Genomic DNA, 21,603 nt, shown 5'->3' on the forward strand with positions numbered 1-21,603 from the left:
CGGTCCCGATGGACTGCCGTCAGCGTAGGCGAACCGGGCGATCGTGTCGGACAGGAGAATCGGATGACGCCGTCGAATCGACGCCGACGCAGTACGGTGACGGGTGCGCTCTGCCGAGACCGCCGGAGGCGCCGTTGAAGGACGTGGAGCACCCCGACGCCCGCGTGATGGCACGCGAGGCGGGCCTGGCGGTGCTCGTCGGCGTGGCCGCCGCCGCGATCCCGATCGCACTGTTCGAGACGGTCCGCGCCGTCGCCGACCTCCTGTACGTCCGTGTCCCGCACGCCCTCGGGTTCGCGGGTGATTCCCGGTGGTGGATCGCCGTCGTGCTGACGGTGGCCGGAGTCGGTGTCGGCTCGATCGTCCGGCTCGCACCCGGGCACGGCGGCCGCGACTCGGCGACGGCCGGTCTGATCGGGCCCCCGATCCCGTTGTCGGCGTTGCCGAGTCTGCTGGCGGCGACGGTGCTCGCACTGGGCGCGGGGGCGAGCCTCAGTCCCGAGAACGTGCTGATCTCCGTCAATGCGGCCGTCGCGGTCTGGGTCGTCGCGCGACTGCGGCCCGCGGTGGCTTCGGAGCGTGTGATCGTGCTCGCGACGGCTGCGACGATCGGTGTCCAGTTCGGCACTCCGATCGCGGCCCCGCTGGTGTACCTCGAACTGACGGGGCGCCCCGTGCGGGGGAACCTGTGGGACGTCCTCCTCATGCCCCTGGTCGCAGCCGGGACCGGCACGGTCACGATGGCGGTGCTCCACCGCCCGGTGCTGACGATCGACGTGCCCGGGTCCTGGTCGACGACGCTGCCCGACGTGCTCGGCGGCGTCGCGATCGCGTCGGCTACCGCAGTGGTCGTGCTGGGCGCGGTCTACGGGTACCGGGGCCTGCACACCCTGTTCCACCGCGTTCGCAATCCGGTGCTGATGACCGGTCTGGGCGGCGTCGTGCTGGGTGTCCTCGGGGCGCTCGGCGGTCCGCAGTCCATGTTCAAGGATGTCGAGACGATGCGGTCGCTGGTGTCGACGGCGCCGGAGATGTCCGTCCCGCGCCTCGTGGTGGTGGGGTTGTGCAGCCTCGCGGCCTTCACGGTGGCGGCCGCGAGCGGATTCCGGGGCGGGCGCGTCATCGCCTCGGCCGTCGTCGGGGTGAACGCCGGCCTGACCGCGCACGCGCTCGTCCCGTCGGTACCGGTGACCCTCGCGGTGGCGTGCGCCGTGCTCGGTGCCGTGGTCGTGGCGGTGCGCAGTTGCTGGCTGGGGATCTTCATCCCGGCCGCGATGGTCGGCTCGGTGTCGGTGCTGCCGGTGCTGTGCGTCGCGGTACTACCGGTGTGGCTGCTGGTGACGAACCGGCCGACCATGACCATTCGCGAGCGCCGCGGGCCACCGGACGAGCGGTGACCCGCGGAACTCGCGGTCAGCTCACGTGCGGTCGCGCAGCAGGAACGAGAGCACCGACGCCAGCCAGGCGTCGCGGGCCTCGATCATGGTCCAGTGGCCGCAGTTCGGGAACACGTGGAACTCGGCGTTGGGGATGTCGCGCATCGGCAGCAGACCCATGTCCACTGGGCTGACCCGGTCGTCGCGGCCCCACGTGATCAGGGTCGGGGCCTTGATCTTGCCGAGCTTCGCCCAGTACGGGGTGACGTCGGCCTGCGCGGCTGCGGCGGCCATCGCCTTCATCGCGTTGCTGCTGTACATGCGGCGGGCGATCTCGAGCGTCTTCGGCTCGGTCGCGAGCGCCCAGCGCTCCTCGATGAGCTGCTCGGTCACCACGGCGGGGTCGTAGACCATCGACTGCAGCCACCGGATCAGGCTCTCCCGCGACGGGTTGTCGGTGAACTCGGTGAGGAGCTTGATGCCCTCGCCCGGGAAGGGGGAGAGGACGTTCTTGCCGATGCCGCCGATCGAGACGAGCTTGTTCACCCGCTCGGGGTGCGCGATCGCGATGTTCGCGCCGACGCCACCGCCCATCGAGTTACCGATGATGTCGACCGCGCCGAGGCCGAGTCCGTCCAGGAAGACCGGGACCGCGTTGACGGCCTCGACCATCGGGTGGCCGTCGCACGGATCGGACACGCCGAAGCCGGGGAACTCGAGGACGTAGCAGGTGAAGTGCTCCGCGAAGTCCGCGAGGACGCCGCGGTAGTTACGCCAACCGGTCACACCGGGGCCGGAGCCGTGCAGCAGCAGCAGCGGCGGACCGTCGCCGGCCTGGTGGTACCGGAGCACGCCCTGATCGGTGTGCAGTTCCCGCTTGGAGTCCTCGTAGCTGATCTCAGTAGTCATCGTCCGCCTCTATTTGTCGGAAATGTCGTTCGGGTCACCAGCCTGTCGCGAATCGCCACCGACCGCCACATCGCCTCCCGCGCAGTGAAAACGTTTCGCGGGGCGATTCGTCCGGCTCGCCGGAAACTCGCCGTGTGAACCCGGTTGATCCACGCAAAGTATCAGGGCGGCAGACGGTTCCGGCGTACCGTCGGGCGGGCGTGCTCCGGTAGGGCGACCACGGGGAGTGTGACGTGTCATGAGCGGACGGATGTCGAGGCGCGCGTTCAACCGCGGATTGGTGTGGACCGCCGGCGCGGTCGGCGCGGGAGCGGCCGGCATGGCCGCCGTGCGCGCGCAGGATCTGGGCGACCTCGGCAACATCGACCCGGCCCGGCCGCTGCTGTTCGCGTCGCCGAAGCTCGAGCCGTTCGTCGATCCGCTGCCCCGGCTGCCGGTCCTGACCGGGTCGCAGCTGGAACTGCGCGCCGCGAGCACCACGCACCGGTTCCACCGGGACCTGGAGCCGTCGCCGGCACTCGCGTACGGAGGCATGGACTACCTGGGGCCGACAATCGAGGCGCACGGCGGCGACCCGCTGACCGTGGCCTACCGCAACGAGATCGGCGTCCACCCGCTGGCCGCCGACTTCGACACCACCCTGCACGGTGTCACCGAACAGGACCGGACCTCGGTGCCGACGTCGATGCACCTGCACGGCGCGGTGACCCCGCCCGAGCACGACGGTCACCCGGCGTTCCTGCAGCGCCCCGGGCAGGGGCACGTGCACCGGTATCCGAACGTCCACGAGGCCACCCAGTTCTGGTATCACGACCACGCGATGGGGATCACCCGGCTCAACGTCTACGCCGGCCTCGCGGGCGTGGTCCTGCTGCGCGACCAGTTCGACACGGGCGCCGGCGACAACGCGTGGGGCCTGCCGTCGGGGGAGTTCGAGATCCCGCTGGTCCTGCAGGAGAAGATCTTCACCGCCGACGGGCGCCAGAGCATCCGCGCGACCCCGATGGTGCCGCAGGGCCGCTGGGACGGCGGTACCCCCGGCGACGTCGGTGTCGTGAACGGCAAGATCTGGCCGGAACTCGAGGTGGCGCGGGGGATGTACCGCCTGCGGATCGTCAGCGCCGCATCGTTCAGTGTGTGGAACCTGTTCTTCGGCAACCGGATGCGATTCTGGGTCCTCGGCATGGAGAGCGGCATGCTCAACGCTCCGGTGCCGACGACGCGGGTGCGACTCGCGCCCGGGGAACGGGTCGACCTGCTCGTCGATTTCGGCGCGCTCGAGCCCGGCGGCACGGTGGAACTGTGCAACGACGAGCCGCCGCCGCTCGCGGCCTCACAGCGCGGGGCGCGGGCGATGCCGCTGTTCTGCCGGTTCCGGGTGGCCGCCGGACGCGGCTTCACCGGTGCCGTCCCGGAGACGCTGCGCGGGGGGAACGGGCGGCCGGCGGACCTCGAACCCGTGCCGACTCCGCAGGCACGGCGGACGGTCACGGTCATGCAGTTGTCCGATCCGTCGACCGGCAGCGTGCTCATGTCGCTGAACAACCTGCGGTTCGCGGACACCGACATCGAGATGCCGCGGCAGGGCACCGTCGAACAGTGGGACATCGTCAACGTCACGCCCGAGCCGCATCCGATTCACCTGCACCTGGTCAACTTTCGGGTTCTCGGTCGCCAGGACTTCGACCAGCAGCGCTACATGCAGCGTTACCCGGTGCCGCCGGTCGGGACCAAGTGGGCGCCGCCGGTGGACGAGTTCGTCACCTCGCCGCTGGTGCCGCCCGAGCCGTGGGAGTCGGGGCGCAAGGACACGGTCGTGGCGAATCCGGGGACGGTCACCCGGATCGTCGCGGTGTTCCCGACCGCCGAACGCCTCGGCTTCGACCCGGACGCCACGTTCGGTGTCGGGGAGGTCGCGGCACCGGTACCAGCACCGGCACCGGCGCCGGATCACACCGGTCACGGGGCGCCGGCGCAGGCCGGACACGACCCGGCACCGGCGATGTCCGGTCCGCTGCAGGGTTACGTGTGGCACTGCCACATGCTCGACCACGAGGACCACGACATGATGCTCGGTTTCCGCACCGTCGCGGAGTGACCCCCACCGCGGGAGAGGCCCCGATGCCGGCTTGATTCGATATCTGTCAATATTGAAGTATGTCGATACAAGAGTCCGATGTGACGTGCTGCGCGCCGCTCGGAAGGCAACCACTCTCGGTGGACCGGGCGGGTGAGCTGGCCCGGATGTTCAAGGCGCTCGGAGACCCGGTACGGCTTCGGATGCTGAACCTGATCGCCGGCCACGAGGGCGGAGAGAGCTGTGTCTGCGACATCTCCCCGGCGTTCGACCTGTCACAGCCGACGATCTCCCATCACCTGAAGGTGCTGCGGGAGGCCGGTCTGCTCGACTGCGAGCGTCGTGGCACCTGGGTCTACTACCGGGTGATCCCGTCCGCGCTCGCGCAGTTGTCGGCGGTGCTGTCGTCCGAATCCGGCGTCGTCGAAGGCTCGGCCTGTGCGCCGGCCGACGTCGTCGTGGTCGCGGAGGCGGCCCGGTGACCGAGACGACCACCCATCCCGCCGTTGTCGGCAGGCTCTCGACCCTGGACCGGTTCCTGCCGGTGTGGATCGGCGTCGCGATGGCCGCCGGACTGCTGCTGGGCCGGATGATCCCGGGCCTCGGCGACACCCTCGGCGCCGTCGAACTCGACGGGATCTCGCTGCCGATCGCCCTCGGGCTGCTGATCATGATGTACCCGGTGCTCGCGAAGGTCCGCTACGACCGCCTCGACACCGTCACCGGCGACCGCAGGCTCCTCCTCGGCTCCCTGCTGCTGAACTGGGTGCTCGGCCCGGCGCTGATGTTCGCCCTCGCCTGGATCTTCCTGTCCGACCTACCCGAGTACCGGACCGGATTGATCATCGTCGGCCTGGCCCGCTGCATCGCCATGGTGATCATCTGGAACGACCTCGCCTGCGGCGACCGCGAGGCCGCCGCGGTGCTGGTCGCGATCAACTCGGTCTTCCAGGTGATCATGTTCGCCGTCCTGGGCTGGTTCTACCTCTCGGTGCTACCCGGCTGGCTGGGCCTCGAGCAGACCACCATCGACACCTCCCCGTGGCAGATCGCGAAGTCGGTGCTGATCTTCCTCGGCATCCCGCTGCTCGCCGGGTTCCTCACCCGCCACTTCGGGGAGAAGGCCAAGGGCCGCGAGTGGTACGAGCGGAAGTTCCTGCCCCGGATCGGACCGTGGGCGCTCTACGGCCTGCTGTTCACCATCGTGATCCTCTTCGCCCTGCAGGGAGACCGGATCACCTCGCAGCCACTCGATGTGGTGCGGATCGCGATCCCGCTGCTGGCGTACTTCGCGATCATGTGGGGCGGCGGCTACGCCCTCGGCGCCGCAATGGGACTGGGCTACGCGCGCACCACCACGCTGGCGTTCACCGCGGCCGGCAACAACTTCGAACTCGCCATCGCGGTCGCGATCGCCACCTACGGCGTCACCTCCGGCCAGGCCCTCGCCGGGGTCGTCGGCCCGCTGATCGAGGTCCCCGTCCTCGTCGCCTTGGTCTACGTCTCCCTCGCGCTGCGCAAGCGGTTCACCCGCGAACCTGCACCGGCGCAGCTTTCCTCGTAATCCGTGACCGACTTCCACTGCTTCCGAAAGGTTCTCGATGACCACCGCGTCCCCGAACTCCACGCCGTCGGTCCTGTTCGTGTGCGTGCACAACGCCGGCCGCTCCCAGATGGCCGCCGGATTCCTCACCGCGCTGGCCGGTGACCGGATCGAGGTCCGCTCCGCGGGGAGCGCGCCGGCGGACCGGGTCAACCCCGCCGCGGCCCTGGCGATGGCCGAGGTCGGCATCGACATCTCGACCCAGACCCCGAAGATCCTCACCGCCGACGCCGTGCAGGCGTCCGACGTGGTGATCACCATGGGCTGCGGCGACACCTGCCCGGTCTTCCCCGGAAAGTCCTACCGCGACTGGGTGCTCGAAGATCCCGCGGGCAAGGGCGTCGACGCGGTCAGGCCCATTCGGGACGAGATCCGGTCCCGCGTGGAGGCGCTGATCGCCGAGCTCCTCCGGTAGTCGGAGCGCGGCGGAGTGTCGTTCAGCAGCAGGATGATTCGTCGGACGAGGACTCCGTCTCGGTGGCGGTGCCGCAGCACACGCCGCTCGCGGGTGAGGCGTCCGCGAGTAGCTGTGGGCTGGTGCCGAACGTCTCGGAGTCGGCGAGCACGGTGTAGACCTCCCACTTCTCGCCGGCCGGGCCGGTGACCCACACCTTGTCCTGGGTGGCGAAGCAGCAGGTGGTGCCGATCTCTTCGTCGGTGAACAAGCCCTCGCCGGTGAGGCGGGCGATCTCCTCGTGCACCTTCGTGCTGGATTCGACCTCGACGCCGAGATGGTTGATCGTGCCGCCCTTGCCGGGGTTCTCGAGCAGGACCAGCTTGAGCGGCGGCTCAGCGATCGCGAAGTTCGCGTAACCGGGCTTCAACTTGGCCGGCTGTGTCCCGAACAGTTTCGAGTAGAAGGTGACGGCCTCCTGCAGGTCGTCGACGTTGAGTGCGAGTTGGGCGCGTGACATGGCTCCACCTATGCGACATATATCGAAATACGGGCACATCCAGATTCCCACCTTTTCGACATAAGTCAAGCTCCTTCGGTAGGTTGGTGTCATGCCGAAAGCTCTGCCGATCATCGACGTCAGTGGGCCGATCTGCTGCGCACCGGTCTCCGCGGCGCCGATGAGTGACGACGTCGCGCTGCAGGTCGCGCTGCGGTTGAAGGCGCTCGCCGACCCGGTTCGGATCAAACTCGTGTCGATCCTGCTCACCACCGAGGGTGGGGAGATCTGCACATGCGACCTTGCCACCGGGGTGAACCTCGCGGAATCCACCGTGAGCCATCACCTCGGTCAACTCAAGAAGGCGGGCATGGTCGAATCGGAACGTCGGGGGATGAACGTCTACTACCGGGCGCGCGGCGAATCGCTCGACGCGCTCCGTCTCGTGCTCGATCCGAACTGCTGTGGCGGGTCGCGATAGCCTCGTTCATCGCTTTTCGGCTCCTTTCCGGACGGAATCGACGTGACGGCAACGGTATTCGTCTGCAACCGAGGCCGTCCACGGACCGTTCGGAGACCGAGCAAACCGGTCGGCTCAGGTGGATCGGGCGGCCGGATCGATCCGGTGTTCGCCCCGTCGCCCGGATACCAACACGCTAACGAATCTCGATATGTGTGTGAATCGGTGGCGAGGGTACGAATACTGGTCCGGCAGTGCGGTTGAAATCCTTACAGCCTGGGTAATCGACGACACGGGTCGCGGACGGAAGGCAGTGTACGGCTCGGTTCACTCGTCGACGGGACAGAGAGGACCCTGGATGAGCCCGATGCCTGCCACACCTTCGCGACGCGCGAGGTAGATCCCCGTGGCGACCGACGAAGGACGCAAACTGGGCGTCGAGGAGGAGTTCCATCTCATCGACGCGAAGACCCGACGACTCGTCACGCGCGCGCCGGAACTGCTCGAGCGGCTGCCCGGGGACGTCTACGTCGAGGAACTGCAGCGCTGTGTCGTGGAGGTCAACAGCGGGGTGTTCTCGGCCCTGGCCGATCTCCGCGCCGACCTGACCCACCGGCGGCGAGTGCTCGTCGACACCGCCGCCCGGCTCGGCGTCGGGGTGGTGGCCGCGGGCGCGGTGCCCCTCTCCGTGCCTGCGGAGATGGAGGTCACCGAGACTCCACGGTATCGGCGGATGCTCGCCGACTATCAGCTCCTCGCTCGTGAGCAGTTGATCTGCGGTACGCAGGTGCACGTGGACGTGGCGGACCGCGACGAGGCCGTGCGCATCGCCAATCGCGTCGCCCCGTACCTGCCGATCTTCCTCGCGCTCAGTGCGAGTTCACCGTTCTGGGCCGACGGCACCGACACCGGATACGCGAGCATGCGATCGCTGGTGTGGAGCCGCTGGCCCACCACCGGTCCGGCGGCGCCGGTGAACTCTGCCGCGGAATACGACCGGCTGATCGCCGACCTCGTCGGGAGCGGTGTGATCAGCGGGCCCGGGATGGTCTACTTCGACCTGAGACCGTCCGATCGGTATTCGACGCTCGAGCTGCGGGTGTGCGACAGCTGCCCGTCGTTGGACACGATCGTGCTCGTCGCCGGACTGTTCCGCGCGCTCGTCGCTCGCGAGGCTGCCGCTCTCCGCGACGGCAGTGCGCCGATGCAGGTCTCGCCCACATTGGTGCGCGCGGCCATGTGGCGGGCAGCGCGGTCGGGTCTCGAGGGCGACCTGGTCGACGTGGAGACTGCGACGCCCCGACCTGCACGGCAGGTGGTGGAGGGTCTCATCCGGTCGCTGCGGCCGCACCTCGAGTCCGCCGGCGACTGGGACGTCGTCTCCGGGCTGGCAGCCGTCATCCTGCGGGTGGGAAGCTCGTCGGCGCGGCAGCGCGGGATCCTGCGCCGACGGGGGCGCCTGACCGACGTCGTGGACCTGCTGGCGGCCGAGACCGCCGGCCGCCTGGATCCGCGGGTCGACATCGACGACACGGCGCCGCCCGGCAGCTCGGTCACGAGCTCGTTGCGCGGCGGCGGTAAGGACACCTGGACCGTGACCGGGCCGTACGACGCGGCCACTTCGGGCGACCGGCGCTGACGGCCCGGGAGGAGCTGCCGAACATGTGTGGCATATGCGGTGAGGTTCGTTTCGACGGGACGACGCCCGACGTGGCCGCGGTGGCCCGGATGACCGACATGATGGTGACACGCGGGCCCGATTCGGCCGGCGCGTACGCCCGGCAATCGGTGGCGTTCGGTCATCGCCGGCTCTGCATCATCGACCTGTCGGCGCGCGGTGGTCAGCCGATGGTCGACAGCGAACTTCGGTTGTCGCTGGTGTTCAACGGCTGCATCTACAACTACAAGGAGCTGCGCGCGGAGCTGCAGCAGGCCGGATACCGGTTCTTCTCGACGGCGGACAGCGAGGTGGTACTCAAGGGCTTCCACCGCTGGGGCGCGGACTGCGTCCACCGATTCAAGGGCATGTTCGCCTTCGCGATACACGAGATCGATTCGGGCGTGGTGACTTTCGCCCGTGATCGACTGGGGATCAAGCCCCTGTACTTCGCCGAGCGGCCGGGGCGGCTACGGTTCGCCTCGACGCTGCAGGCGCTGTTGCGTGGAGGCGGGATCGACACCACGATCGATCGCGTGGCGCTGCACCACTATCTGAGCTTCGCCGCGGCGGTACCGGCGCCGCGCACCATGTTCGAGGGCGTCCACAAACTCCCACCGGCGACGATCCGGGTGGTGCGGCCGGACGGAAACTCCACCGAAAGGCGATACTGGGAACCGCGATTCGAGCCGTCGCCCGAACGGGCGTCGTGGACGCCGGTGCAATGGCAGCACGCCCTCATGGACTCGCTGCGCACGGCGGTGTCGCGACGGATGGTCGCCGATGTTCCCGTGGGGGTGCTGCTGTCGGGCGGCATCGATTCCAGCCTGCTCGTGGCCCTCCTTGCCGAACAGGGGCAGCGGGACCTGGCCACGTTCAGCATCGGATTCGACTCGGCCGGAGGTGAATCCGGAAACGAATACTTCTACTCCGACCTGGTGGCGCGGACCTTCGGCACCGCTCACCGGCAGATCCACATCGATCCGTCGCGGCTGCCCGCGGCGGTGCCGAAGACCGTCGAGGCGATGAGCGAGCCGATGCTCAGCCACGACTGTGTGGCGTTCTTCCTCCTGTCGGAGGAGGTGTCCAGGTCCGTCAAGGTGGTGCAGTCCGGGCAGGGCGCGGACGAGATCCTCGGCGGCTACCACTGGTATCCGCCGTTGGTGGGGGTGGCGCGGGAACAGTCGGCCGAGGCCTACGCCAAGGTGTACTTCGACCGCACCCACGAGGACATCGCAGCCCTGCTCGACCCCGACTACTGCCTCGACCGCGACGTCAGTTCGGAATTCGTCGTCCGGCACCACAGCGCACCGGGTGCCGACACCTCCGTCGATGCCGCACTGCGACTCGACACGACGGTGATGCTCGTCGAGGATCCGGTCAAGCGGGTCGACACGATGACGATGGCATGGGGGCTCGAGGCTCGGGTGCCGTTCCTCGACCACGAGTTCGTGGAGTTGGCGGCCACCTGCCCGCCGGGGCTCAAACTGGCGGGCGACGGCAAGGGCGTGCTGAAGGAGGCCAGCCGCGGCCTGCTGCCGAACGAGGTGATCGACCGGACCAAGGGCTACTTCCCGGTGCCCGGCATCAGACACCTCGAGGGCGACGTACTCGACCTCGTGCAGGATTCGCTGCGCAACCGCAGCGCCCGCGATCGACGGCTGTACCGGCCGGAAGCGCTCGACGCGCTGTTCGCCGCGCCCAACGACATCCGCACCGCGCGCGGCGTGAACACCCTGTGGCAGGTGGGTCTGCTGGAGATGTGGCTGCAGGCGATGGAGCGGTTGTGACCGCCCGGGAACCGACGGAACGACAAGGCCGACACCACATCCGCTTCACGTCGGGCGCATCGGTGTCGCCCGACGCGACCGGATTCGCCCACCTCGTCGACGACGGGGGATATCCGTGGGCCGTGCAGCGATTCCTGTCGGGCCGGCACGGCAGCACGGACCGTCGTGTGGAACTACCCGTGCCCGGTCCCGTCACACGGATCGTGCACTCGGCGGACAGTCTGTGGCTCGCGTGCCAGATCGCTCCCTACGGCAGCAACCGCACCCAGGTGTGGGTCGTACGAACCGACCCGCACGACCGCTCGGCGCGCCTTGTCGGGTCGCAGCACGCGGCATCGACCGAGCTGATCGGATGGGACGGGAACCGGTTGGCGCTCACCGCAACCGACGAGGAGGGCGTGGCGGAGGCGCGGTTGGTCGATCCGCACACCCAGGACGCCGTCGTGCTCGATCGCCGTGTCGGCAGCGTCCTCGTCGACGCGTGGGCCGGATCGGCGCTGCTGCGGGTGGGCCCCCGCGGGCACCGCGAACTGCTGCTGCACCGCGACGACGGCAGCCGGATCCCGATGCTGCCGTCGGACTTCGGGTCGACCACCGATGCCGGCGTCATCCTCGACGACCATCGCATCCTCGGTGTGCTCGGCCAGCACCGGTCGCCGTGGGCGTCGAGCGAAGGCGAACCGGACAAGTACGTCCGCGCGCTCGTGCGCAGCGACAACGGTGCGGAGTTCGCGCGGCTGCTGGGAGTTGCCGCCTCCGAGCGAGGCGTCTCCTACCGGGTTCTGGCCGAGCGGGACAACTGCGGACTCGACGAGTTCGTCGTCAGCGACGATCACGCCACCGTGGCCCTGCTGTGGAACTACAAGGGGCTGAGCGAGTTGCAGATCCTGCATCTCGCGGACGGCACGCTCGACTCGCCGATCCGGTTGCCGGGGCTGGTGGCATCCGAGCTGAGCATCAGTGCCGACGGCTCGTTGCTGGCGGTCACGGTGCAGGGCCCCGGGATGCCGCCGTCGGTGGAGATCGTCGACCCGCGAACGGGCGAGTGGGGTCCGGTGGAACCGGCGCGGACCCGGATCGCCCGGGCCGACGCCCCGATGCTCGTCGAGTTCACCGCGCGCGACGGGCTACCCCTGACCGGGTGGCTGTACCGTGCGGGCGGGGACGGCCCCGGGCCGGTGATGCTCTGGTTCCACGGTGGGCCGGAGCTTCAGGAACGCCCGGGATACAGCGACTACTTTCCCGCGCTCGTCGACGCCGGCATCACGGTCTTCGCGCCCAACGTGCGCGGCTCGGGCGGATTCGGCCGCACCTTCATGCATGCCGACGAGCGGTACGGCCGATTCGCCGGCATCGACGATGTCGCGGACTGCGTGCGCTACGCCGTCGACAACGGATTCGCCGACCCCGCGCGGATCGCGTGCGCCGGGCACTCGTACGGCGGGTACCTGACGCTGGCGGCACTCACGTTCCACCCCGACTTGTTCGCCACGGGCATCGCCATCTGCGGCATGAGCAACCTCGAGACCTTCTATGCGGACACCGAGCCTTGGATCGCGGCCGCCGCCTATCCCAAGTACGGGCATCCGGAGCACGACCGGGAACTGCTGGCGGAACTGTCGCCGATCCACCGCGTCGACGCCCTGAAGGCGCCCCTCCTCGTGGTGCACGGCGCCGCCGACACGAACGTGCCGGTCAGCGAGTCCGAACAGATGGTGGCGGCCGTGCAGGCTCGGGGCGGCGCCGCCGAACTCCTGTTGTTCGGCGACGAGGGCCACGACATCACCAAGCGTGAGAACCGGGACACGCTCGCGAAGACCATGGTGAACTGGCTGACCAGCCGGCTGGCCCGGGCCGGCGCCCCGGTGTCGGCGATCTGACGGGGGTGCCTCGAGGATGCCTATCGATCACGACCGGCTCGTCGCGTGGCGGCGGGATCTGCACACCCACCCCGAACTGTCCTTCTCGGAATTCCGGACGACCGCACTGGTGCACGATCATCTGCGCTCGCTGGGACTCGATCCGGTGATCCTGCCCGGCGGGACGGGACTGTGGTGCGACGTCGGCCCCGACACCCGGACGTGCGTCGCGTTGCGGGCCGACCTCGACGCGCTCCCGCTGACGGAGACCACCGGGGTGCCCTACGCCTCCGCGATCGAGGGCGTGTGCCACGCGTGCGGGCACGACGCGCACACCGCGATGCTTCTCGAAGCCGCGACCGTGCTTGCCGCCGAGCCCCCTCCGCAGCGGGTGCGGTTGATCTTCCAGCCCGGCGAGGAAACGACCCCGGGGGGCTCCCTCGAGGTCGTGGCGGCGGGCGCACTCGAGGGCGTCTCGCGGATCTTCGCCCTGCACTGCGCACCACAACTCGAGGTCGGCAAACTCGCCACGCGCGCGGGCCCGATCACCTCGTCCGGTGCCATGCTCACGGTGCGGTTGTCCTCCGCGGGCGGACATTCGGCGCGTCCGCACCTGACGGGCGATCTGATCCACGCCGCGGCCGTGCTGGTGACCGGGCTGGCGTCGGTGCTCGATCGCCGGATCGACGCTCGGACCGCCACCGTCCTGACATGGGGACGGATCCAGGCCGGCCGGGTCGGCAACGCCATTCCGGAGTCGGGGGAACTGGTGGGCACCCTGCGCAGCGCGGCACACGAGACGTGGGCCACGGTGGAACCGCTGGTGCGGCGCGCCGTCGCAGACCTCCTCGCCCCCTACGGCGTCGACCACGAACTGGACTACGTGCAGGGCGTGCCGCCGGTGGTCAACGACCCCGAGGCCACCGGCGAGCTGATCTCCGCGATCGCGTCCGTCGTGGGGCTCGAGAATCTGGCCGAGGCCGGACAGTCAAGCGGCGGCGAGGACTTCGCGTGGTATCTCGAACACGTCCCGGGCGCCATGGCACGCCTGGGCGTCTGGGACGGCAGCAGCCCGCGACACGACCTGCACACCCCGGACTTCGACCTGGACGAGCGCGCCCTCGGGTACGGGGTGCGCACGCTGCTCGCCCTCGCCTACGGCGGGTAGTCCGAGCCTCGATCCGTTCCGCCGGAAACCATCGATTCGGTATGCCATGCTGGGGCGCGTCAACGCAGCGCGAGCAGGGGGTCGGCTTTGGGGTTCTACACGGATCGGATCGTTCCGCGCCTGGTGGACGTCTCGTGTGGGAACTCGCTGACCGAAGCGTCGAGGAAGCGGGTATGCGCGGGCCTTCACGGTCGCGTGATCGAGATCGGGTTCGGTTCGGGTCTCAACGTCCCCTTCTACCCGGAGGCCGTCGATTCCGTCAGCGCCGTCGAACCGGCCGACGAAGCGTGGAGGCTGGCGCGTGAACGGCTCGCTCACGCCAGTGTCCCGGTCGAGCGATCGGGACTCGACGGTCAGTCACTTCCGTTCTCCGACAACACCTTCGAAACCGCCCTGTCCACGTGGACGATGTGCACCATCCCCGACGTCCATGCCGCGTTGAACGAGGTGCGGCGAGTCCTGAAACCCGGCGGCACCCTCCATTTCGTCGAGCACGGACTCGCGCCCCACCCGAAGGTTCAGCGCTGGCAGCGCCGGCTCGAGCCGATCCAGAAAGTCGTCGCCGGCGGTTGCCACATCACGCGCGAGATTCCCGACCTCATTCGGGCCGCAGGCTTCGAGATCCGTGACCTGGACACGTTCTACGAGAAGGGTGCGCCGAAGATCATGGGAGCCCTCTCACTCGGGGTCGCAGAGCCCATTGCTGATTGAGCGCCGACGCCGTCCGGGTCCGATGCCGGTCACGTCACACCGGGAGATGCGCCGGCCGATCACGTGATGGTCAGAGTGCCGGCTGACGCTGTGACCGTTCGAGGCTGAAGTGGCTGTCGTGCCGGACCTCGGACGACGGAGCCGTCCGCTGCGGAGAATCGGCTGTTGTGGCAAGGGCACTCGACGGCACCGTCCCGAACCCCCATCACCAGGCAACCCTGGTGCGTGCAGACCGCCGAGAAGGCCTTGAAGACGCCGCTCTCGGGTTGCGTGACGACGACCTTGCTCGCAGTCAGGACGATCCCGCCCCCGAGGGGGACGTCGGAGGCGGGTACCTCGATCGGATCACTGATGGTGGTGCTCGCGTCGCCCCCACTCGTTCCCGAACTGCAGGCAGTGGCGGCGAGTCCGCAGGCCGCGCAGGCGGTGATCAAGAAGGCGCGCCTCGGAACCTCCGTCCGGGTGTCACTCACGGACTTCATCCTCACTTCGACATTCGGCCGCCGACGAGCGGCGTAACGATCGTCCAGCGCCCCCAACGTGGCCGGACACTACCAGCGCGGCGGATCGTTCCGAATCCCTGGATGCGAGAAAGCGACGGAACGCACAGCTGCGTCCTTCATCCGGTACGGGTGATGTGACACCGGGCATCGCCGGGAACCCTGATCCGAGGACTGATCGCACGCCACGAGCGGGCCCGGGGAACGGTCACGCCGTGCCGAACGGACGAGGAGACTGGTGATGCCGGATTCGAAGCCGAACATCGTGGTTATCTGGGGAGACGACATCGGGATCACCAATCTCAGTTGCTACAGCGACGGGATCATGGGTTACCGGACGCCGAACATCGACCGCCTCGCGGACGAGGGCATGAAGTTCACCGACTCCTACGGGGAACAGAGTTGCACCGCGGGGCGTGCCTCGTTCATCACAGGTCAGAGCGTGTATCGGACGGGGATGAGCAAGGTCGGGATGCCCGGTGCCGACATCGGCCTGTCCGCGGAGGACCCGACGATCGCGGAACTGATCAAGCCGCTCGGGTATGCGACCGGACAGTTCGGTAAGAACCACCTCGGTGACCTGAACAAGTACCTGCCGACCGTGCACGGGTTCGACGAGTTCTTCGGCAACCTCTACCACCTCAACGCCGAGGAAGAGCCGGAGCTCCCGGACTATCCCGACGCGAAGCTCTACCCCCGCCTGTACAACCTGCAACGGCCGCGGGGCGTCCTCCGCTCGTGGGCCACCGAAGAGGACGATCCCACCGAGGATCCGCGCTTCGGCCGCGTGGGGCGGCAGAGGATCGAGGACACCGGTCCGCTGACCAAGAAGCGGATGGAGACCATCGACGACGAGATCGCCGATGCGGCTGTCGACTTCATCCGGCGCCAGCACGAAGCGGAGACACCGTTCTTCCTGTGGGTGAACTTCACCCACATGCACCTGCGCACGCACACGAAGCCGGAAAGCCTGGGGCAGTCGGGCACCTGGCAGTCGCCGTACCACGACACGATGATCGACCACGACAAGAACGTCGGTCAGGTCCTCGACGTCATCGACGAACTGGGCCTCGCCGAGGACACGATCGTCATCTACAGCACCGACAACGGCCCGCACGCCAACACGTGGCCGGACGGCGCGACCACTCCCTTCCGCAGTGAGAAGGACACCAACTGGGAAGGCGCCTTCCGGGTTCCGCAGGTGATCAGGTGGCCCGGCAGGATCCCCGCGGGGGTGGTCTCCAACGACATCGTCCAACATCACGACTGGCTGCCCACGTTCCTCGCGGCGGCCGGTGACACGGACATCGTCGACAAGCTGAAGCAGGGGCATGCCGCCGGGGACAAGACGTTCAAGGTCCACATCGACGGCTACAACCTGCTGCCGTACCTCACCGGGGAGGTCGACAGGAGCCCGCGCCGCGGCATGGTCTACTTCTCCGACGACTGCGACGTGCTGGGCGTGCGGTTCGAGAACTGGAAGATCGTCTTCATGGAGCAGCGGGCGACGGGCACGCTGGGGATCTGGGCGGAACCGTTCACGGAACTGCGGGTCCCGAAGCTGTTCAACCTTCGCACCGACCCGTACGAGCGGGCCGATTCGACGTCGAACACTTACTGGGACTGGTTCCTCGACCACGACTACATCGTCTTCTACGGCACCGCGATCGGTACCGCCTTCCTCGACACGTTCAAGGAGTTCCCGCCGCGGCAGGAGCCGGCCACCTTCACGATCGATCATGCAGTGAAGAAGCTGCACGCCTTCCTGGCGAGGGACTGATCGCCGTGGCCGACACTCTGGAATCGTGGGTGGACGGGGAAACCAGGTCCGCCATAGTCGATTTCGTCGAGAGGGTGACCGAGGTGGGCGGGTCGGACTACGTCGAACCCGTGGCGCGAGTCGCGGTGTTCGACAACGACGGCACGCTGTGGTGCGAGCAGCCGATGCCCATCCAGTTGGATTTCACGATCCGACGGCTGGCCGACATGGCGGACCGCGATCCGTCGCTGAGGTCGCAGCAGCCGTGGAAGGCGGCGTACGAGAACGACACGCACTGGCTCGGCGCCGCCATGGTGAAGCACTATCACGGCGACGACGCGGATCTGAAGCTGTTGATGGGGGCGATCACTCGGGCGTTCGGCGAGGTGACCGTCGAGGAGTACGACGCCCGCGTGACCGGCTTCTTCGGTGCCGCGGATCATCCGACACTGGCTCGCCCGTATCGCGGGTGCGGGTACACGCCGATGGTCGAGTTGCTGCGCTATCTGGAGGCCAACGGGTTCACCACCTACATCGCCTCGGGCGGCGATCGGGATTTCATGCGCCCGATCGCCGGGGAACTGTACGGGGTGCCGCCGGAACGCATCATCGGCAGCGCCCTGGGTCTCTCGTACCGGGAGGGCGAGGGCACGACCGACCTGCTCTACAAGGCCGCGATGGACTTCTTCGACGACGGCCCGGAGAAGCCGGTGCGGATCTGGAGCCGGATCGGTCGGCGCCCGATCCTGTCGGTCGGCAACTCCAACGGCGACCTTCCGATGCTCGCGTTCTCCGAACTGCCCGGGGTGCCGGCGCTGCGGTTGTTGATCCACCACGACGACGGCGACCGGGAGTTCGACTACGTCGCCGGAGCGGAGGACGCGCTCGATCACGCGCGTCGCAACGACTGGACCGTGGTGAGCATGAAGAATGACTGGCACGAGGTGTTCACTCCCGACACCGCTCGAGCGCAAGGGGTCCTTTGAACACCGACACCGACACCGTCATCGCCACCGAACTCCGCCAGGTTCCGGCCCAGACCTTCACGATGGGCTCGGAGCAGCACTATCCGGAGGAGGGTCCGGCGCACCGTGTCCGGGTGGACGCGTTCGCCATCGAGACCCGGCAGGTGACCAACGCCCAGTACGTGCGCTTCGTCGCGGACACCGGCTACGTGACCGTGGCCGAGCGCCCGCTGGATCCCGCGGAGTATCCCGGGGCGCCCGTCGAGAATCTCGTGCCCGGATCGATGGTCTTCGTCAGAACCACTGGGCCGGTGGATCTTCGACACCTCAGCCAATGGTGGCGGTGGACGCCCGGAGCATCGTGGCGGAATCCGGAGGGCCCGGGGTCCTCGATCGACGGCCGTGAAGACCACCCCGTGGTCCACGTCGCCCACGAGGACGCCCGGGCCTATGCGGAGTGGGCCGGACGCGCCCTGCCCACCGAGGCACAGTGGGAAGCGGCGGCGCGCGGCGGCCTCGACGGCGCCGAGTTCACCTGGGGCGACCACGCCGAATCGAGCGGGCAGAGGCTCGCGAACTTCTGGCACGGCGACTTTCCCTGGCGCGCCGATTCCGGGTACGGCACCACCGCGGCGGTCGGCAGCTACCCGGCCAACGGGTACGGGCTGTTCGACATGGCCGGCAACGTGTGGGAATGGACCGACGACTGGTACGGAGAACGCCACGTCGACTCGGCCGGTTCGTGCTGCGCACCGCTCAACCCGCGCGGGCCCGAGATGTCGCAGAGCTTCGACAGTCGTCAGCCCCAGTTCCGGGTGCCCCGCAAGGTCATCAAGGGCGGCTCGTTCCTGTGCGCCGACAGCTACTGCCGCCGCTACCGTCCCGCCGCACGGCGACCGCAGATGGTCGACACAGGCATGAGCCACATCGGTTTCCGCTGCGTCGCCGACTCCGTGTAATCGGTCCGCGGATCGTCAGGCGGAGAGCAACTGCTCCGCCGAGACCAGGGCGGCGGCGACGGCGCGGGCGGCGTCGAGCACCAGCGGCGCGCACCGCTCGAGGCGTGCGGCCTCGGGGAGGCCGCCGCACAGCGACAGCGCGGCGACCGTCCCGCCGTCGACCCGGATCGGCGCGCCCACGCATGCGACTCCGGCGGTCGACTCGCCCCGGGCGAACGCCACCCCGCGTCGGGTCCGGGCACGGCCCAGGTCTCGGTGCAGCGCGGGCAGGTCCGGGATCGTCCGATCGGTACAGCGCCGCAGCGCCGTCCCGTCGTACATGCGGTCGACGTGCTCCGGGACCAGGCCCGCCAGGATCGCCTTTCCGGCGGCCGTCGCGTGCGCCGGAACCCTGCCTCCGACACGGGCATTCGACGGTGAGGAGGGGCGTGCGCCGATCCGGTCGAGGTACAGCAGTTCGGCGCCGTCGAGGACGCCCAGGTGCACGACCAGGCCGGTCCGGTGGTGCAGGTCGTTGAGGGTCGGAGCGGCGGCCGCGCGGATCTCCCCGTGTCCCGCGCCCCCGCCGAGGCGGTGCAGGCGCGGGCCCAGGTGATAACCGCCGGGGGAGTGCTCGACCCATCCCAGACGCAGCAGCGAGTCGAGGATGCGGTGCACCGTCGAACGCGGCAATCGGGTGCGGCGGGCCAACTCCTCCAGGGGGACCCGCGCCGAGAACCCGCCGAAGGCGTCGAGGATGACCGTCATTCGATCGACCATCGACGGCGGCACCACCCGCTCCGACGACGTGAGAAGCGTTCCCTGATCGAGTGTCGTCACGACCGTTCCTTCCGTCGGGTCACCAGGTCCGGTCGCCGCGCAGGACCGCGTCGGCGCCGCCGTCGACGAACACCACCTGGCCGGTGACGTGCGTGTTCTCCGGTGAGGTGAGCCAGGCCAGCAGCGGCGCGACCTGCTCGGGGCGGGCGTGGCCGTGCAATGGCATCGGGACGGCACCGTCGATGGCCTGACGTCCCGCCTCGGTGTCGAGCATCGCCTGGATCATCGGGGTGACGATCGTGCCGGGCGCGATGGCGTTGAGCGGGATGCCGGCCCCGGCCCACTCGGGCGTGATCGCGGCGCGGCGGACCCATCGTGCGATCGCGACCTTCGACGATGCGTAGATCTGCGCGCCGTCGCCCTGTGCGACCGCGGCCCTCGCCGCTTCCACCGCGGCCACCTCGTCGCCGGCCAGTGCGGCGTCGACGATCGCCGGATCGGACGGATGCAGCGACGCGACCGACGAGATCACCACGGCGCGCGGGTCGGTGCCGGCCGCCAGGAGCGGGCGCAGGCCCTCGAGGGTGGCGACCGCCCCGAAGTAGTTGACCTTGATCGTCAGCGGATCGAACAGTGCCACGCCGGCGCACGCGACGACGCCGTCGAGTTGTCCGCCGGTGAGGTCGCGGGCCTGTTCGACCAGCCCGGTGCGGCCCGCCTCGGTGGCGAGGTCCGCGGTGATGTCGGCGTCGCGCAGATCGGCGCCGATGACGCGAACGCCCTGATTGCGCAGGTAGGCGGCGGTCGCGGCGCCGATTCCGGAGGCGCTGCCGGTGACGAGGAACGTGCGGGGCATGTCCTGCCCTTTCGTCTCGGGGGAAGGCCGGGGGTGACCGGCGCCACGATTCGGGTGCCAATCTGTGCCAGGGTGTCAGTTTGTGCCACCCTGCTAGTGTGTGTCAAGACACATCCGGAGGTGTTTCGTGGAACGCGACCAGCGGGGATTGGCCGAGCGTCGGCGCGACGCCGTGCGCATGGACATCGCGGCGGCCGCCGCGAAACTGTTCATCGCCGAGGGCTTCGACGCGACGTCGGTCGAGGGCATCGCCCAGGGTGCCGGGATCTCGGTGCGCACGTTCTACCGGCACTGCGAGGCCAAGGAGGACACCCTCACGGCGGTGCTCACCTCCGGCATCCGGGATTTCGCGGACAACCTCGCCGCCCGCCCGATGACGGACTCCGTGGCGACCGCGGTGCACGAGGCCTTCGTCGAGTGCGTGCGCCAGGACCGGTACGCCTCCCTCGTCACCATCCGCGATCTGTTCGTCATCATGACGTCGGTGCCCGGAATCCGGGCGCGGTGGATGGTGGCGGCTCACGACCTTGCCGACGACCTGCGTCCCCACCTCGCCGAACGGGCGGGCCTGGATCCGGAAGGTGTCGAAGCTCGCCTGTTGTCGCACATGCTGCTCGGCGCGCTCACCGTCACGATCGAGTACTGGGTGACGTGCGATCCGGACGACCCCGCAGGCCCCGTCGACATCGGACAGTTGGCGGCGTCCGCGCTGTCCGTCCTGCGTCTGGACGTCGACCGATAGCCCCGAAATGTTTGACCCCCAACCCCTTCGAATGTAGTTCGACAGCAGAAATGGAGACCCCCATGACTCGATCACTGGTACGCACCATCGTCGTCGCGGCCGACGCGGACAGCGTCTGGGCGCACATCGGCAACTTCGGCGGCCTCGGTGAGTGGCATCCCGCCGTCCCGCCGGCGGAACTCGAGGGCGACCCGACGCAGGTCGGTTCGATTCGCAGCTTCTCGGTCGAGGGCCGCGTCGTCGCGCGCGAACTCCTCGTCGCCCGTGATCCCGAGGCGCGCAGCTACAGCTACCAGGTGCTCGATCCGATGCTCCCGATCAGCGACTACGTCGCCACCCTCGAGGTGACCCCGCAGGGCGACAAGTCCGAGATCCGTTGGAGCGCAGAGTACAAGTCCGAGGACGATGCGGTCGCGACCGTGGAGCAGATCTTCGGCGACGGCGTCTACGTCGCGGGCCTGCAGGCCGTGCAGGCGCACTTCGCCGACGCCTGATCCGGCGGCGCCACACGCAAAATGACGTCCCGCGCGCACGATCGTGCGCGCGGGACGTCAACTTGG

20 protein-coding genes and 1 pseudogene are annotated in these 21,603 nt (G+C 68.9%); 16 read left to right on the forward strand and 5 right to left on the reverse strand.

The genetic code is table 11. From position 1 onward, the window contains the following. Positions 1–143: 143 nt before the first annotated feature. Positions 144–1,397, forward strand: a complete 1,254-nt coding sequence (locus EGT67_RS16625) for an ion channel protein (protein WP_241566085.1) — start codon at positions 144–146, stop codon at positions 1,395–1,397. Between the two features lie 21 nt (positions 1,398–1,418). Here the strand turns inward: EGT67_RS16625 and EGT67_RS16630 are convergent, their stop codons facing one another. Next, positions 1,419–2,285, reverse strand: a complete 867-nt coding sequence (locus tag EGT67_RS16630; RefSeq protein WP_127917185.1) for an alpha/beta fold hydrolase — start codon at positions 2,283–2,285, stop codon at positions 1,419–1,421. Positions 2,286–2,523: 238 nt separating this feature from the next. Between EGT67_RS16630 and EGT67_RS16635 the strand changes: the two genes are divergently transcribed. Genes EGT67_RS16635 through EGT67_RS16650 form a run of 4 tightly spaced genes read left to right on the forward strand, consistent with a single transcriptional unit; the run spans position 2,524 to position 6,380 of the window. Further along, complete coding sequence (locus EGT67_RS16635; RefSeq protein WP_127917186.1) at positions 2,524–4,383, forward strand: multicopper oxidase family protein; 1,860 nt, start codon at positions 2,524–2,526, stop codon at positions 4,381–4,383. Positions 4,384–4,442: 59 nt separating this feature from the next. Beyond that, complete coding sequence (locus tag EGT67_RS16640) at positions 4,443–4,844, forward strand: ArsR/SmtB family transcription factor (protein ID WP_127917187.1); 402 nt, start codon at positions 4,443–4,445, stop codon at positions 4,842–4,844. After that, a complete protein-coding gene (gene arsB / locus EGT67_RS16645) occupies positions 4,841–5,926 on the forward strand; it encodes an ACR3 family arsenite efflux transporter (RefSeq protein WP_127917188.1) in 1,086 nt (361 codons plus the stop codon). Before EGT67_RS16640 ends, arsB begins: the two co-directional genes overlap by 4 nt. Before the next feature lie 37 nt (positions 5,927–5,963). Continuing rightward, entirely contained in the window at positions 5,964–6,380 is a 417-nt protein-coding gene (locus EGT67_RS16650; protein ID WP_127917189.1) for an arsenate reductase ArsC, read from the forward strand. A 22-nt stretch (positions 6,381–6,402) separates the two neighbouring features. Here EGT67_RS16650 and EGT67_RS16655 read toward each other — a convergent pair whose 3' ends face one another. After that, positions 6,403–6,879, reverse strand: a complete 477-nt coding sequence (locus EGT67_RS16655; protein ID WP_127917190.1) for an ArsI/CadI family heavy metal resistance metalloenzyme — start codon at positions 6,877–6,879, stop codon at positions 6,403–6,405. Between the two features lie 91 nt (positions 6,880–6,970). On the opposite strand from EGT67_RS16655, the gene EGT67_RS16660 reads away from it, so the two are divergent. From EGT67_RS16660 to EGT67_RS16685, 6 genes and pseudogenes are all read left to right on the forward strand, one after another. Beyond that, positions 6,971–7,339 (forward strand): Rv2640c family ArsR-like transcriptional regulator, encoded by a 369-nt coding sequence (locus EGT67_RS16660; protein ID WP_127917191.1) that lies wholly within the window; start codon positions 6,971–6,973, stop codon positions 7,337–7,339. 385 nt (positions 7,340–7,724) lie between these two features. Then, a pseudogene (locus EGT67_RS16665) lies at positions 7,725–8,888 on the forward strand (carboxylate-amine ligase); the annotation flags it as partial. A gap of 92 nt (positions 8,889–8,980) precedes the next feature. Beyond that, positions 8,981–10,765: an N-acetylglutaminylglutamine amidotransferase gene (locus EGT67_RS16670; protein ID WP_127917192.1), complete on the forward strand. Its 1,785-nt coding sequence runs from the start codon at positions 8,981–8,983 to the stop codon at positions 10,763–10,765. Beyond that, positions 10,762–12,645: an alpha/beta hydrolase family protein gene (locus tag EGT67_RS16675; protein ID WP_421958140.1), complete on the forward strand. Its 1,884-nt coding sequence runs from the start codon at positions 10,762–10,764 to the stop codon at positions 12,643–12,645. Before EGT67_RS16670 ends, EGT67_RS16675 begins: the two co-directional genes overlap by 4 nt. 16 nt (positions 12,646–12,661) lie before the next feature. Beyond that, positions 12,662–13,792: an amidohydrolase gene (locus tag EGT67_RS16680; protein WP_127917193.1), complete on the forward strand. Its 1,131-nt coding sequence runs from the start codon at positions 12,662–12,664 to the stop codon at positions 13,790–13,792. 87 nt (positions 13,793–13,879) lie between these two features. Continuing rightward, entirely contained in the window at positions 13,880–14,503 is a 624-nt protein-coding gene (locus tag EGT67_RS16685) for a class I SAM-dependent methyltransferase (protein ID WP_127917194.1), read from the forward strand. Between the two features lie 59 nt (positions 14,504–14,562). On the opposite strand, the gene EGT67_RS16690 is transcribed toward EGT67_RS16685, so the two are convergent. After that, positions 14,563–14,985 (reverse strand): Rieske (2Fe-2S) protein, encoded by a 423-nt coding sequence (locus EGT67_RS16690; RefSeq protein ID WP_127917195.1) that lies wholly within the window; start codon positions 14,983–14,985, stop codon positions 14,563–14,565. Between the two features lie 259 nt (positions 14,986–15,244). On the opposite strand from EGT67_RS16690, the gene EGT67_RS16695 reads away from it, so the two are divergent. From EGT67_RS16695 to EGT67_RS16705, 3 genes are read left to right on the forward strand one after another with little or no spacing between them, the layout of a single operon-like run. Continuing rightward, positions 15,245–16,783 (forward strand): arylsulfatase, encoded by a 1,539-nt coding sequence (locus EGT67_RS16695; RefSeq protein ID WP_127917196.1) that lies wholly within the window; start codon positions 15,245–15,247, stop codon positions 16,781–16,783. A gap of 5 nt (positions 16,784–16,788) precedes the next feature. Beyond that, complete coding sequence (locus EGT67_RS16700; protein WP_127917197.1) at positions 16,789–17,748, forward strand: HAD family hydrolase; 960 nt, start codon at positions 16,789–16,791, stop codon at positions 17,746–17,748. A 20-nt stretch (positions 17,749–17,768) separates the two neighbouring features. Continuing rightward, positions 17,769–18,686 carry a formylglycine-generating enzyme family protein gene (locus EGT67_RS16705; protein WP_206612423.1) on the forward strand — a complete coding sequence of 306 codons (918 nt, stop codon included), beginning with the start codon at positions 17,769–17,771 and terminating at the stop codon, positions 18,684–18,686. A 15-nt stretch (positions 18,687–18,701) separates the two neighbouring features. Here the strand turns inward: EGT67_RS16705 and EGT67_RS16710 are convergent, their stop codons facing one another. Together EGT67_RS16710 and EGT67_RS16715 are read right to left on the reverse strand one after the other, a co-directional pair. Continuing rightward, positions 18,702–19,505 (reverse strand): IclR family transcriptional regulator, encoded by an 804-nt coding sequence (locus tag EGT67_RS16710; protein ID WP_127917198.1) that lies wholly within the window; start codon positions 19,503–19,505, stop codon positions 18,702–18,704. Between the two features lie 19 nt (positions 19,506–19,524). Next, a complete protein-coding gene (locus tag EGT67_RS16715) occupies positions 19,525–20,301 on the reverse strand; it encodes an SDR family oxidoreductase (protein ID WP_127917199.1) in 777 nt (258 codons plus the stop codon). 127 nt (positions 20,302–20,428) lie between these two features. Here EGT67_RS16715 and EGT67_RS16720 point away from each other — a divergent pair, with 127 nt between their 5' ends. Together EGT67_RS16720 and EGT67_RS16725 are read left to right on the forward strand one after the other, a co-directional pair. Then, positions 20,429–21,043, forward strand: coding sequence for a TetR family transcriptional regulator (locus EGT67_RS16720; protein WP_127917200.1), 615 nt, complete (start codon positions 20,429–20,431; stop codon positions 21,041–21,043). A 62-nt stretch (positions 21,044–21,105) separates the two neighbouring features. Next, on the forward strand, positions 21,106–21,537 hold the full coding sequence (locus EGT67_RS16725; protein ID WP_127917201.1) for an SRPBCC family protein: 432 nt from the start codon (positions 21,106–21,108) through the stop codon (positions 21,535–21,537). Positions 21,538–21,603: the final 66 nt, after the last annotated feature.

The organism is Prescottella agglutinans (assembly GCF_004011865.1).
Lineage (GTDB): Bacteria > Actinomycetota > Actinomycetes > Mycobacteriales > Mycobacteriaceae > Prescottella > Prescottella agglutinans.